The sequence below is a fragment of the Rhodococcus sp. BH5 genome (assembly GCF_027583855.1).
Classification (GTDB): domain Bacteria; phylum Actinomycetota; class Actinomycetes; order Mycobacteriales; family Mycobacteriaceae; genus Rhodococcus_F; species Rhodococcus_F qingshengii.
In genome coordinates this window covers 47,152-60,795 of record NZ_JAJHVW010000018.1, presented here as the reverse complement: position 1 = coordinate 60,795, position 13,644 = coordinate 47,152, and the positions used below count along the sequence as shown (strand labels likewise).

The following is a 13,644-nucleotide window of genomic DNA, read 5'->3' as shown; positions in this document are numbered from 1 at the left end:
TACTGGTTCATACGTCGCATACCATTGTCACAGTACGGGCAGGTCAGGGGATTATCGTGTCCAAAGTCGGCCGCGTCTGCTATGCAATGCCTATGAAGAAGACGATCGCGCTCACCGCATGCGCAGCAGCCCTACTCATAGGCGGATGCTCCACCACTTCAGAGTCCACACCAGCTGCAACCTCCCCAACACTCTCCGAGGCAGACCAGCATCAGGCATATTGCGATGGGTTCGCGAGACTCACACCAGGAACCCTGGAATCAAGTGCAGCTCTCGAAGTGCTGAGTGACCCCAATTCGACAGCTGCACAAAAGTCTGAGGCATCGCGGAAACAACTCGATGCCAATGTAAGAAAGACCCCATACGACTGCGAGTCAGCATCTGATAAGCAATTGTTTGATGATTTTGTGGAGTACCAGAAGTCGATTAATCCTAGATAGTTCGCACATCTGTTCGATGAGTGGTAGCGTCAGTTCTGCGGGGTCGGGAGGGTAAGGGAAGACCAGCTCGGCCCCGCAAACGACAAAAATCCCCCAACCTCATCGCGAGGTTGGGGGATTTATTTCATGAAGCGGCAATGGGCCACGCAAATCTTTGTGGGGCGCTACCAGCTCAGTGCCGTGAAGTTGTCTAGGGTTGGCAACGTTACGCCGTTCGACACAACACGAACGCCCGCGCCCGATCCAGCAGCCAAAGCCGGCTCCACATGCACTGTCGGAGTAATTGCTGCCACGCCGTCGACATAGGCCGTGAAGGTGTCGTCTATCGCTTCGAGCATCAGTGTTGCTCCGTCAGTCCACTTCCCGTCCACGCCGATGATGCTTGACGTGGTCCCGGCGACAATCTTGTAGATCAAGATGTGTCCGAGGTTGTTGACGCGGCACCCGATCAGGTTGCTGTCGTCGATACGTCGCACGACTAGACCTACCGCAGTCGACGTTCCTCTGGTTATCTCCGCTGATACGCGGATGTTCGGCGTCAGCGGCCGAGAGAGACGGAGAACCGCCTGGTCGGTGGCCGAAGCGTTGCGTGATAGCTTCCCGCCTACTACTTGGAAGGCCACGCTTGGAACCCATAGCGGGCCGACATTCGTTACCGCATCGGCTCGGGCGAAGTCGTCATTGATCTTGATGATTGCACCGGCGGTAACCTTCGGCACGTAGCCGGGATCGACCAGGTCGGTACGGAGCAGTTGCCAACCCTGATCTGCGATCCGATACCCGGACGAGGATGCATTCTTACCGGTGCTCTTGAGGCGAATCCACAGCGGCCCGTCGAACTCGGGTCCGAGAGTGAAACTCACCGACAGCGAGTTGTTGAGTTGACGGGTGGTCGAGTACAGATCAAACATGACGGACTTGATCGCAGAGTCATTGACGACGCCTGGGATGATGTCAACCGTCATCTGCCCCATGTCAGGGCCGGTCTCCGCCAAGATGCGGAGAGAGTATGACCCGCCAGACACTCGCCTCTGGAAGCCGATCCAGTCGTCCATCTTTCCGAGTACGTTCTGGCGCACTCCGCCACCGAGCGCAGCTGAGTCAGGAAGTACGCCCCATTGCCCCTTGCAGGCCGTGCCGGTGGGACTCAGGAATGCGGTGTCCTGATAGACCATCGCCGGTACCGCGCTTGCAGGCTGTTGGCCGTCAGTGGGGGCGACAGCTCGCTTCCAGACGCCGGAAAGTTTCTGGGTAAGTCCCGGATACAGCCGGGAGGCCATCACCCAGAATGTGCCTGTAGTCGCGGTGTTGCGGTTCTGGTTGCCGGAGTGGAACTCGTACAGCTCACCACCGGGGCCATCGCACACAACGGGGTCTACGGCCTGGTCGACCTCGCATTCGTGGGCTCGACGGATGAACGGGCGACCGTTGTCAACGATCTCCCATGTGTCAGCGGTGATTGAGCCCTTGTTCACGGCTCGGTAGATGTCATTGGGTAGCGAAACGAGCGGTGAGGCCGCACCGTGAAAGACCGTGACCCACCTGTCTTCTTCTCGGTACACGCTCATGCCCGACACCTGCCCTACCCCGCGAGGGCGGAGTGACGTGAGAAGTACAGGGCCGGTGAAAGGGCCGTTTGGAGACGGGGCAGTCATCACATAGGTCTGCCACGTCATCCCGGTGACGCCGCCGAGCGTTCCAATCCAGCGCGCCTCAGCGAACATGACATACGTCGAACCATTCTTGACGACGTATGTGTTCCCCGATGTCTTCGAGGCAAGGTTCCCGATCGGGGGCGACACAGGCTCGGCCTGCTTAGTGAGCAACTTCCAGTCCGCTGTGGAACCCGTTGCTACACAAAAGTTCTCGTTCGTGACGTCGACGTAGTAGAGGTAGAGATTGTCACCTTCAACGAACAGGGAATGGTGCGACCCTCCTGAAAGCACGGCGGTCGGAGCAGACCAGTTCGCAGCTACCCGTGGGTCATCGGCCTCAGCGCAGTCCCGGTACTGGACGCCTTGTCCGGGTAGCCCGTAGTACATGCGGTACTTGCCGCCCCAGCGCACGACAGACGGCTCCTGTCCGCTGAAAAGTTGGTACCGCGAAGAGGGCGAGGCCCCGGCAGTCGCCAGTGACAGTTTCGATGAGAACTGGGTTCGGTTCGCTGGAGTGTCGGATGCCACGTAGGTGCCGTCGAGTGCTGCTTTTGTTGCAGTATCTGCGGAGACTAGATCAGCTACTGCGGTATCAGACACCTCAGCTTCAGGGAGGCCTACACGGCCGACCTCAGTGCCTGAGTTGTCGTCGAGTTTGAAGACTAGTTCGTCGGTCGTTACGTCGGTGACAATCTCACCGATGCCGAACCCGCGAGGACCCCGAGACAACTGAACCGCCAACGATGACGGCGCAACATTCACATGATCAGCCAAATTGATCTCAGCACCCGGAGTCGCATAAAAGTAGATCGGCTGCATAGCGATCACCTGCGAACCGAACCGCAAATTCTTGAAACTCGCACGCCACTGCAATTGCGCCAGATTCGTTGTAGACGCCGTAGGTGCAAGCACCTTCACATAGTCGCGGCCCTGATGCGCAATATCACCCGTGATCCCAATATCAACAGTGACAGGTGAGACTGTTTTCAGTTTCAGTGTGCCGCTGTCGTCGTACTGGATAGCGGATCCTGCAGCGATCATCGGTGCAAGTTCGAGGGTGCCGGTCAGGGGTGTGTCGTCTGGGATGTCGTCGAAGTCGATTCCGTCTGCGGCGATCGTGGTGATGTTGACGCGGACGGTGGAGTATTCCAGGGCCATCGGTTGCCTTTCTTGGTGGCAATATGCGAAAAGGTGCCGCCCACATGGTTTGTGGACGGCACCTTGGTTCGTGTTTGTTTAGTTGTGTGGCTGGTTTTCTGGTTGTTTCTGGTTTTCTGGTTGTTTGAGGATGATCAGTTCGAGGTCTGGTGCGTCTTTCCAGCGGTACGCCCAGCGTCCGTCAGCGAGTTTCACGGTGCCGGGTTGGCCGGCGTCGGGGTCAGGTTCGAAAGCCATACCCTCGATTGTCTCAGGCCGGTACGACACGCAGATATGTGTTCGCGCCGGCCTTGATGACCTTTCTGGCAGCTATGCCTGCGTTTGTCCAGCCCTGCACTGTCAGTTGATCTCCGTCTGCAAGTGTCAGTGGGAATGTGTTCGTGAAGATCGTTGCGCCGGTTGCCGAACCCTTCGTCCATACGAGAGTGCCGTTCCGGTAGACGCGCCAGTCTTTCGAGTCCGATGCCACTGCCCATTCGGAGCCGACCTCGATGGTCGCTGCTCCGGAGCCTGAAACAACTAGGGCATTGCCCACAACTGTCGAACCGGATCCGGCGGTCCACGACGTGACGGTGTCCCAGGCGCTGCCTCCAGCCAATTGCTGGTCGCCATTTTTGGTCATCTCGACCTGGCGGAATCCGGAGCCGCCTCGAACGAAAATGTGTGGCATCAGGCGAGGCCCTTCAACTCAGCAGTAACACCCTTGCCTGGAGTCGTACCAACACCAATGACATTGATCGTGAGCACATCACCCGCCGCGAACGCCCACGAACCCGAAGATGTACCGCCAGCAACCTGATTCGCTGGCGCGATCGTAGTCGAAGTACCAGACACCGCCGAACCATTCTTACGAACCTCAACCACCAAGTTCCCCGAAGCATCCGCAGTCTCGCAATGAAACAGCACCTCAGAGAAGGTCACTGCACGCCGCAGTTTGATTCCCGCGGGCACATCCCCGAGGCCTGTTGCCCGGTTTCCGGATTGCGCCACAAACGTGATGTCGTACGGCACAGTTCCCACTGTTGGAGTACGTGTGTCCGATAGGCGCGCATCATTACCCGCAGCAGCAGTCGAACCAGTCGTACCCAACGCCAAACTCGACGTACCCGCACCAATCGCCGTCCGCGCAGCCGCAGCATCCGCGGCCTTCAACACATTCCGGCCAACCGTAGTCGCATCCACAATGTCAGCCGAAGACGTAGTAACCGCCCCAGTACGCCCATTCACAGACGACACCGGAGACAACGGATACACCTTCTCCGACCACGAAGACAACGACGACGCAGGCTCCGCAATCAACTGCCACTCAGTGCCCGTATCAGTACGGTTGCACCAGTCGCCACGCTCACCAGTCAAAGCGAGCATCGCAGCCTGAGACACCACATTGCCCAAAAAGTCCGTCACAGCCATCGCAGGCAACTGAGACTGCAACAGCTTCCCGTTGTTGTCCAGATCAGCTTTCGTATCGAGATCAGCGTTGATGCCATCCACGATCGCACCAAAAGTTGAACTCACATTGTCGAACGCAGTCTGAGTCGCAGTCGAAATCGGCTTGTCCGCATCAGATGTGTTGCTCACATTATTGATGCCGAGCTGAGCCTTGGTGACGACGCCTGTGAATCCACCGACACTGATCACACCAGAAGCAGCGTTCTCCGCGTCTTGAGCTGATTGTGCCGCAGCCGCAGCAGAATCCGATGCCTCCCCCGCCTTCGTCGTTGCGACAGTCGCCGCATCCGAAGCCTCACTGGCCTTAGTGGTCGCTGTGCCCGCTGCCGTTCCTGCTGCTGTTGCAGATACCGAAGCCTCCCCCGCTTTGGTTGTCGCCGTAGAAGCGGACCCAGAAGCAGCAGTGGCAGAACCAGCCGCAGCAGTGGCCGACGAAGCAGCATTCCCCGCAGAAGTAGACGCCTCCCCAGCCTTCGTCGAAGCAGTCGAAGCGGAACCCGATGCCGCCGTAGCCGAAGCGCCCGCAGCAGTAGCTGACCCCGCAGCCTCCGAAGCCTTCGTAGACGCAGTTGATGCCGAGCCCGCCGCGGCAGTAGCCGAGCCAGAAGCCGCAGACGCTGAACCAGCAGCCGCAGCAGCAGCATTCGACGCATCAGACAACGCCGGCACAGCACGAACAATGTCCGCACCCTCCGCCATGTCAAACACCAAGTTGGTTCCAGACACCGAAATGTTGTCGATGCCGTTGCCGACTTCACCCTTCGGCCCACGAATCTCAACACCATCGCCAATGGCAGGCCAGGCAGTGCCGTCCCAAATGTATCCGAGGCCAAGCCCGTCGCCTTTGACGATCCACAGGTCGCCGCGAGTATTCCCCGATGCTGGCAGCGCCGAATGGGATGGTTTCGTTCCGAGGATGGTGATGGATGTTCCGTCACGGCCCTGAACCGGCACGAGTATGCCGGAAGGTATTGCGGTGGAACCGATCAGGATTCCGCCACCTGTCCCGTTAACTACGGTAATCACGCGGTTCCACCCTTTCTACCGCCCCGAACAGGATCACTGTTTCTGCGGTGGGGGTGGTGTCTTCTTTGAAGATCAGTCGGTATCCGCGTTTGTCTGGGATGAGGTCTGCCACTTCGGATTCGATTTTGATGTGTGCTGCGTCAGCTTCGATCACGAAGGGGTATTTGACGAAGTCTGTTTCTCCGCCGATGAGGTAGTACAGTTCGCTTCCGAGTGGGAAGTCTTTGGGTGTTGTTCCGTCCGGTTCGGTGTAGTGGTACACCCATTGGAAGTCGCCGCCGGTTGGGAATATGAGTGGTTCTGTTTGTGGTTTGATGCCTGCCATTAGGGTGTGTCCTTTACGATTTCGTATCCGCCGGCAGTCTGCAACGCCCACCAAGCCGCCTCATCAATCGACACCTCATGCTGCAACGCACACGAACCAGGCATCTCCACATTCAACGCCGCAGCCTCAGACGTGCGCATCGGCACAACCTTCACGCACGGACCCATCGACCCAAAACCAGGCTGTACCCAAATCACAACACGCGAATGCAACGCCGCCGACCACTTACCGTCTACCAGCACACGCCGATGCTCCGCCAAAGGAGGATCCAACTCATACACCTGGGCGGGGCCTGGGCACCCGCCCCAATCAGATTCAATCAACGTAGCTGTAGCCATCACTCGTCCTCGTCGTAGAGATACTCAATTACTGTGACGCAACCATTTGCGCCTTTGCCTGCCGGAATATTCGGGGCTTGACCGCCACCACCCCCACCTGACGGGAACCCGCCGGCTGCACCTGATGCGCCGCCTCCGCCTGACTGAAGTGTTTGCCAGAACGCGGGGTTGCTTGTGCCGCCAGGAACGAGAGCGGACTTGCCACCAGTGACATTGCCGCCACCAGCTCCACCACCACCGCCAGCCAGTGTCGAATAGCGAACATTTAGGGCATTGCCGCCAGCCGAGCCAGCTTGAGAGCCGTCGCCGCCAGGCAGCATTGACTGCCCGCCCTTGCCGCGGCTAGCTGTAGTCGCCCCTTTACCGCCTTCGGTTTCAAGGATGTCTCCGAAAGCGGACCCACCCCCATCGCCGCCCGCACGATTCGTGCCATTGCCACCCGCGCCACCGAGCCCCACGACTACCGGGACCGTCTCAGGAAGTTCCGCAGCAGGGATCCTCCGCTTGGGCGATCTGACTACCGCTCCCCCGCCACCACCGTGCCCGTTGCCATTGCCTGCTGGCCAACTGCCACCGGCACCGGCACCGCGGATGACAAGTTCAATGGCATACAGCTTTGGATCTTTGGTCCACGTATCCGAAGCGGTATATACGCAAACCCTATTGCGCGGCATCAGGCCTTCCGCTCGATGACATAGAGGCGTCCTGCTCCTCCGTTGCCGCCGTTGCCGGTCTGGTTGAATCCGCCGCCAGCTCCGCCACCGCCTCCACCGCCCGGTGAAGCGCCGTGTCCACCATCCAAATGGCTTCCGTAACCTCCGCCACCACCGCCACCACCTGTAGCAATAAAGGCGGGTGGTGCGATCCCGTTCATTCCAGGCTGTCCGCCGGGTGATGCGCCACCTGTTCCGCCGACTGCGCCGAAGTTTGTGCCCGCGGCACCGCCGCCGCCTCCGCCGCGGAGTTCGCCCGGATAGTTCGACCAGCCGCCAACGGGGTCTGGCGTGAATCCGCCAATGCCGCCGTAGCCACCCGCAATCAAACCTGAGCCGCCGATCGGCCGAGGGTGGTCGTTGCCGTTGCCGCCGAGTCCGCCTTGTCCGCCAGTCGCAATTAGGTATGGTCCGAACATCACATTTCCGCCGCCGGTGCCAGCGCCCTCTCGGCCACCTCCCACGCCTGGGGCGTAGATCGTAATCGGAACTGAAGCGGGCAAAAAGTGCGCAGGAATGGTTGCAGTGATCTCACCGCCACCGCCGCCGCCGGATCCGCCTTGGCGGTTACCGATCTGCGTATCCCACTTGCCGCCGCCGCCAGCTCCACCAGCACCGATCAGAATCAGGTCGACGGACACAATTCCCTCAGATGGGTAGTAGACCTGGTTGGTGCTGTACATCAATGCTTCGCCCTGCAGGAGCATCTGCCGGACAGCTTCTTTGATCTGGTCGATCTCGACTTCGTGCGAATTGGTGATTGCGATCTGCTCAGCCAGCGGTGACTGAATATTGACGCGGAACATATTCTGGGCGCCGGACCACGGTGCGGTCTGCTTACCCTTCACCATCGCCATCACACCAGACTCCGAATTCGGCACCCCCTGACCGAAATCCGAACCAAACACATACGCACCCTCAGGCGCAGAACCCCCCGGAGTAGTCACACCAACACCCCCCTACCTACCCGCACGCTCAGCAAACTGAACACGCAACAACACAACCGTCAACCACACCAACGACAAAGCCCCAAGCCCATACAAAACAATCCGCACCACATCACGACCCGGATAACCAGACTCAGTCCACGTCGACCACGACACCTGAGACAACACCAAACACATCAACAACTTCTCCGGAAACACAACACGGCCAACCTCATTCGACCACCACCGCGACCGGAAACCATAAATCAACGTGAACACCCACCACGTCAAAGTCAACACAACCAACAACCAGTCGCCAACATCACGCAACATTCAGCGACCCTCCATACTGGCGCGCATCAACTCACCAAAACCATTACGACGCAACTGCGAACTCAACTTCCCAGACACCACAGCCGCATCCCGCCGCTCACGCTGAGCCTCAACCAAACGAGCCTCACCCGAAACCTTCAACCTCCGAGCCTCATCCACCTCAGGAGGAACCACATGACACCGCCGCTTCCACGGCCAACGCAAACTCATGTCGCACCTGCCGCACGCGGACTTTCCTGATTCGCCCGGATCGCCTCCAGAATGTGAGTCGTCAAATCGCCCTGAACCTTCTGCTCAGAAATCGTGGCCGCCTGCGTAGACGTAATCTGCTGCTCAGCAGTCAAAGCGCCACGCAAATACAAGATTTGGGCGTCCCGATCAGCGATCGACTCTTTGTGGGAACTGCCGGTAACCAGTACCCCGCGGGCGAGCATCCCCATCACTACAAGGAGGATGCCCACCACGCCGATACCTTCTAGGGGTAACACCGACAAAAACTCACGCAAAAGCTACTCTGCACTATGCCTACCCGGCGAGCCGGCAGAAGCCGCAAGCCAAGGCAGATACGCCTCAATGAAACCATTCACCTGAGGCAACGCCATCACCTTCGCAACAACACCAGTCACCAAAATGACCTGCGCACCAGCAACAGTCGCATCCAAACCGGAAGTCACCAACAGCACTGGAAGCAAAGTGACGAACGCCAACCCCACCTGAAACACAGTGCGAACCGTAGTCCGCCACGAATTCGCGACCTGAGTAACCTCAGCCATCACTTGTCCCCCAACTGATCGAGCACAGCCTGCGCCCGATTCTTCGAATCCTGATCCCCAACACCATGCATCCCAGCCACAGCAACACGCCGCACCTTAGACACATAATCCTCAACACCCCGAAGAGCCTGCCGCTCAACGAAATCCTCATGAATCCGCGCATCAACATTCAGCACATACCCCGCCAAAGTGTCAATCACCTCATCCGAATCCCGATAAATCGACCTCGACGGAAACTTCTTACCCAACTCATCATCAGCAAGCGCCACAACAACCTCCAAAGGGGCCACACCAAACAGTGCAGCCAACTCATCAACCGTGCCCCGGAAGGCATTCACATCCAACGTGTAACCAGCCACCCGGCCCTGCTCCGAAAACTGCAGCACCGCAACACTGTTATTGCCGTAACCATCCCAACGAGACGACGTATCGCCACCCGCAGCCTTGTACAACGTGTCCGCATAGTCGCTACCCGACACATAATTCGAGGCCATCAACGGAGGCAGACCCGACAAATCCGGCGAACCGATGTGCCCAGACCAAAACCAGCGCGGCAAATAAATCAGATTCACCCGATACCCGCGACCCACAAATTCCGCATACACAGCACGCAACACATCAACGCCGCCAGAAGACAGCTCGTGATCCAACATCACCGGAACACTCCGGTCAGGCTCAACCGACTCATACCTGTCAACCTGAGCCCGCGCCGAAACACCATCCTTCACATAGTGGTAGGCGCCGAACAGCAAACCATTCGCCCGAGCACCATCACGCTGCGCCCGATACTCAGGATTCGTGTACCCAGAACCCTCAGTAGCCTTCGCAATCACATACGCGAAACCCTCAGCCTTCACCCGCGACATATCCAAACCAGCCTGATACGACGCGATATCAATCCCGAACCAAGTCACACGACCACCCCCAACCTCAGGCGCAGAAGGCACCTCACCCGGATACAACGCGCCAGCCAACAACGGCAACGGATCCAACCGATCCGAACCAGGCTGCGACCACACATAGCGGTGCCACTCCAAATGCAGATGAGGAGCCACACCGCCATTCGAATTCGAGTCAGGATTGATGCGGGCGATCCGTTCACCTGCAGCAACGACCTGACCCTGACGAACCTCAGGCAGCACATGCCCATAGACGGTGGTGCCGCCACCAGCCTCGGTTGGGTGATCCAAAACCACCCACTGACCGAAACCGGAAGCGGGGCCAACCATCACCACTGACCCGGTTTGTACTGCGTAGACGGGGAGTCCGCCCGATCCGCCGTCTTTACCGAAGTCGACACCCCAGTGGGTTGTTCCCCATCTGGATCCGAATTGGGATGTGACGACGTGTCCTCGTTGGAGGGGCCAATACTTTTCAGCCATCAGACGCCCTTCCATTTCCGCAACACCTGATCACGCTTCTTCCCCACCATCTCCGCAGCAACAACCCGCCGGCGCTCAAACTCAGAAGCCGCCATCAAATAACCATTCACAGTCGAAGGCGAATGCTCAGCAGGATCAAACAACGGACCCGCCAACACCTCCGCCCCCTCAACCGAAGGACGAACCTCAGGCAACCGCCCCAACTTCCGATACTCATTCAGCTGCAACTCCTGCGCCTCACGAGTCAAAGTCGCCGGATCCTGAATCACCTCAGGAGAAGGATCCGGATCATCCACCCCAACCACCGCCACAGCCGCATTCATCGAATTGCGCTGCCCCCGAATAGGAGGCACAATCCGCTTCGTCTGCAACTCCGGATGATGACGCAAACCCAAATCCCAAAAATACTGCGACCACTCACCACGCAACTCAGGCTGAATAATGAACGGCGTAGCACCAGCAAACGGCAACGCAGTCAAAAACCACTGAAAAATCTGCTCAGGATCCGGCTCAACACCATCCCCTGGCTGACAACTCTCATAAGTAGGAAAACTCATATACCCCTCAACATTTCAGTTAAAGAACGCCGAGGTCTTTCAGCATTCCAATGATCTCCTGCAGCCGCTCAAACGCCTTCACCACAGGATCCTCAGGCTCACGAGAACCAACGACGATGTCCCACTGCGGAGACTTCGACCGATCCCACGACAACGTCAGCTCCGAAACCCGATCCACATAGATGAACCCAGGCGGACAACCGATAATCGTGGAACCAATACGGTCCCCGATGAAGAAGTGACCGTGCCCGCGTTGCCCGACATACCAGCCAGACGCGCCATCAGCGACAGTCAGCGTGTAGCGGTAACGCTCCCGCGTCTCCCACATGCCCGTACGCATCGCCAAAAGCCACGCGAGCGTGTATGCGGTGTCTGCACCGTCCGCCCACTTCTCGTGGTAGTGCGACCAGCCGAGAGACTGCGCACGCTGCGGACTTTTCCACTTACCGAATGCCATGAAAACGTCTGTGTACAAAGGCTTCAGGACGGCGTCAGCCACGCCGCCGAGGGGTGGAACGCCAGGAATCATTGCGGTGAGGTCGCCGACCATCTGCACCGCAGCAGAAATCAGCTCGTTCACGCCAGGCATCGAATGCCCGCCCGCAACAACCCCAACATCAGTAGCCGGAATGTGCTCCCACTCAGACGACTGAATGCCCGAATGCTCGCCCTCGCGGAAGATCACCGCCGGTACAGCCGGGTACGAACCCTTGAACCCCGGAGTGAATGCACCCGCAGGCATGTTCGGATCCGGGATCGTCTCAATGTCCTCAGTCAGGCCATCAGACCCGATATGAGTGAACGCTGAAACGAGACCAGAGAACAGGTTCCCCTCGAATGCGGTCCCTGTGTTCCACCCCGACTTGTCGATCAGATCCCAGACCAAGCACCCATGACGCAAGTTCGCGCCAGGGAACGGCGGAGGATCCCCCTCAAGGTACCGGCGAGCCTCCCAAGACAATTGCGCATCAGCAACAACAGTTTTCGTAGCCTCATGCAGATTCTTGAACCGCGAATACACCAACCCGCCGACACTCGTATCAGGTTCCAAGTCCGGCTTCACGACCATCGACCAAGTCGACTGATCGAAGTTGTTCCACTTCGTCGGGTCCAGCGGATTGTCAGGAAGAGCCCAAATCGAGGACTCCACCCGCATAATGTTCGCCAGAAGCGTTGTCTTACAGGCCCAACGGGCACGCCCGAAAACCACCCACAAGCGCGGAAACTGTATTTCAGGCGGGAGCCACGGATTGCTGTAAGCCAGCAGATGCTTCAGTTCCTCATAGTCATGCCAAAACATGACCCGAACGAACTTTGATCCGTTCTCGTCCTTGATGAGTTTCACTGAACTCATGCGCCCCGACCATCTGGAGCCGTCCTTATCGACTGTAATATGGACGCCAACTGTGTTGCGGGCCTTAACATCTATCAGCCACTGAGACATGTAGTAGTCCAGCGGCATGTCGAGAACGCCAGTACCGGTCTCGTTGTCTACAACTTGGAAGCTGCCCGAAATTGAAGCCTTCACTTCACCGCGAAGGTTCCAATCCCCATCCCATAACCGCACGAGAGGAGGGAGAATGCGGCGCTCGCGTTCGGCTTCTAAGCGCTCCCTGATCTCGCCGAATACAGTGTCAAAGTCGATAGTTTCAACACTTGTCATGGCAGCACCAACGAACTAGTCCACGTCTTCGGCGTGCGAATCTTCACCCCAACACCAGCGGGTGCATACCGAACTCCGATCGGCAGCATCGTCTTCCGGGTTCCCGCTGGAATCGGATATAGAAACGACTTGCCCTTCATGCGGATGTAGAACTGTGTATCGAGATGCGAATTGAACTGGCCAAACTTTGGCGACTCGTCTGTATTGATCAGAAGATGCTCGCCCGACAACAATGGCGGCATCAATATCTGCTTCGAAGCATCCTCGTCAGCCCGGTCATGCCGGTCGTCTCCGAACGAGAAGTCCGGAATCACGTACTGCGCACCGGGATACGCTTGCAACTCGTACTTCAACCACACCTCGGTGTCGGTCTCGTTCCTGACCGGGAACTCGCCCCACACAATCGTGCCGTTCATCGAATCAGTTGGTGACACCCACACGAACTCTGCGTCAGCCTCGATGAACCGCGGATTACCTGCAGCGCAAATCATCCCGACACGACCGAACTGGAGCTTGTTCGGATCCAGTTCGGTCGTTACATCGAGACTCTCCGACAATTGCAGTTCGAGATAGCGGCGTGAACCGTCAGTCTCAACCCACAGTTTGTTCGTCTTCTTGAACGACCAAGCGCGCTGCCACGCCGAGTAGTTCTCCAACCAGGTGGCATCCTTCGTGTCCACGATCAGTGCCCCAAAGAGCACGTCCCGCTTGTCGATTCGGATGCCACCGAAATCGGCCCCCAACTGGAAAGAATGCTGATTCCACAGCGCCTTCGTAGGTTCAGGGCTGAGGATGCCAGACGGACTCTGGTCCAAAAAAACTCCCCGATCCCCTTTATCGGGACCGAGGAGTGTGAACCATTCTCCGTTGTAGCTTTCCAATTCAATTATTGTTTCGCCGGCCACT

At 58.0% G+C, this 13,644-nt stretch carries 16 protein-coding genes; 2 read left to right on the top strand and 14 right to left on the bottom strand.

The genetic code is table 11. The features are described 5' to 3' along the window. On the top strand, positions 1 to 440 hold a 440-nt coding region (locus RhoBH5_RS29105; protein ID WP_270009174.1), incomplete at its 5' end, for a hypothetical protein. Positions 441 to 604: 164 nt separating this feature from the next. Here RhoBH5_RS29105 and RhoBH5_RS29100 read toward each other — a convergent pair. The 4 genes from RhoBH5_RS29100 to RhoBH5_RS29085 form a co-directional block, all read right to left on the bottom strand. Further along, the gene (locus RhoBH5_RS29100; protein ID WP_270009173.1) at positions 605 to 3,253 is read right to left on the bottom strand and encodes a hypothetical protein; all 2,649 of its coding nucleotides are present in this window, start codon (positions 3,251 to 3,253) and stop codon (positions 605 to 607) included. A gap of 78 nt (positions 3,254 to 3,331) precedes the next feature. Next, positions 3,332 to 3,490 carry a hypothetical protein gene (locus RhoBH5_RS29095; RefSeq protein ID WP_270009172.1) on the bottom strand — a complete coding sequence of 53 codons (159 nt, stop codon included), beginning with the start codon at positions 3,488 to 3,490 and terminating at the stop codon, positions 3,332 to 3,334. A gap of 13 nt (positions 3,491 to 3,503) precedes the next feature. Further along, complete coding sequence (locus RhoBH5_RS29090; RefSeq protein ID WP_270009171.1) at positions 3,504 to 3,923, bottom strand: hypothetical protein; 420 nt, start codon at positions 3,921 to 3,923, stop codon at positions 3,504 to 3,506. Next, entirely contained in the window at positions 3,923 to 4,891 is a 969-nt protein-coding gene (locus tag RhoBH5_RS29085) for a hypothetical protein (protein ID WP_270009170.1), read from the bottom strand. The genes RhoBH5_RS29090 and RhoBH5_RS29085 overlap by 1 nt, the downstream gene beginning before the upstream one ends. A 118-nt stretch (positions 4,892 to 5,009) precedes the next feature. Here RhoBH5_RS29085 and RhoBH5_RS29080 point away from each other — a divergent pair, with 118 nt between their 5' ends. Then, the gene (locus RhoBH5_RS29080; RefSeq protein WP_270009169.1) at positions 5,010 to 5,648 is read left to right on the top strand and encodes a hypothetical protein; all 639 of its coding nucleotides are present in this window, start codon (positions 5,010 to 5,012) and stop codon (positions 5,646 to 5,648) included. A 63-nt stretch (positions 5,649 to 5,711) separates the two neighbouring features. Here RhoBH5_RS29080 and RhoBH5_RS29075 read toward each other — a convergent pair whose 3' ends face one another. The 10 genes from RhoBH5_RS29075 to RhoBH5_RS29045 all read right to left on the bottom strand — a co-directional run bounded on the left by RhoBH5_RS29075 (position 5,712) and on the right by RhoBH5_RS29045 (position 13,643). After that, positions 5,712 to 6,053 carry an LtfC-like domain-containing protein gene (locus RhoBH5_RS29075; protein ID WP_270009168.1) on the bottom strand — a complete coding sequence of 114 codons (342 nt, stop codon included), beginning with the start codon at positions 6,051 to 6,053 and terminating at the stop codon, positions 5,712 to 5,714. A gap of 337 nt (positions 6,054 to 6,390) precedes the next feature. Next, positions 6,391 to 7,065 carry a glycine-rich domain-containing protein gene (locus RhoBH5_RS32800; RefSeq protein ID WP_442972487.1) on the bottom strand — a complete coding sequence of 225 codons (675 nt, stop codon included), beginning with the start codon at positions 7,063 to 7,065 and terminating at the stop codon, positions 6,391 to 6,393. Further along, entirely contained in the window at positions 7,065 to 7,961 is an 897-nt protein-coding gene (locus RhoBH5_RS29070) for a glycine-rich domain-containing protein (protein ID WP_270009167.1), read from the bottom strand. The genes RhoBH5_RS32800 and RhoBH5_RS29070 overlap by 1 nt, the downstream gene beginning before the upstream one ends. Positions 7,962 to 8,063: 102 nt before the next feature. Then, positions 8,064 to 8,363 carry a putative phage holin gene (locus RhoBH5_RS32795; protein ID WP_442972486.1) on the bottom strand — a complete coding sequence of 100 codons (300 nt, stop codon included), beginning with the start codon at positions 8,361 to 8,363 and terminating at the stop codon, positions 8,064 to 8,066. After that, positions 8,364 to 8,573 carry a DUF7620 family protein gene (locus RhoBH5_RS32790; RefSeq protein WP_442972485.1) on the bottom strand — a complete coding sequence of 70 codons (210 nt, stop codon included), beginning with the start codon at positions 8,571 to 8,573 and terminating at the stop codon, positions 8,364 to 8,366. It abuts the gene before it with no gap. Then, positions 8,570 to 8,827, bottom strand: a complete 258-nt coding sequence (locus tag RhoBH5_RS29065) for a hypothetical protein (protein ID WP_270009166.1) — start codon at positions 8,825 to 8,827, stop codon at positions 8,570 to 8,572. Before RhoBH5_RS29065 ends, RhoBH5_RS32790 begins: the two co-directional genes overlap by 4 nt. A 308-nt stretch (positions 8,828 to 9,135) precedes the next feature. Further along, entirely contained in the window at positions 9,136 to 10,533 is a 1,398-nt protein-coding gene (locus tag RhoBH5_RS29060; protein ID WP_270009165.1) for a GH25 family lysozyme, read from the bottom strand. Then, positions 10,518 to 11,075: a phage gene 29 protein family protein gene (locus RhoBH5_RS29055; RefSeq protein ID WP_270009164.1), complete on the bottom strand. Its 558-nt coding sequence runs from the start codon at positions 11,073 to 11,075 to the stop codon at positions 10,518 to 10,520. Before RhoBH5_RS29055 ends, RhoBH5_RS29060 begins: the two co-directional genes overlap by 16 nt. 19 nt (positions 11,076 to 11,094) lie before the next feature. After that, positions 11,095 to 12,738, bottom strand: a complete 1,644-nt coding sequence (locus RhoBH5_RS29050; protein WP_270009163.1) for a Gp37-like protein — start codon at positions 12,736 to 12,738, stop codon at positions 11,095 to 11,097. Next, the gene (locus RhoBH5_RS29045; RefSeq protein WP_270009162.1) at positions 12,735 to 13,643 is read right to left on the bottom strand and encodes a phage tail protein; all 909 of its coding nucleotides are present in this window, start codon (positions 13,641 to 13,643) and stop codon (positions 12,735 to 12,737) included. The genes RhoBH5_RS29050 and RhoBH5_RS29045 overlap by 4 nt, the downstream gene beginning before the upstream one ends. Position 13,644: the final 1 nt, after the last annotated feature.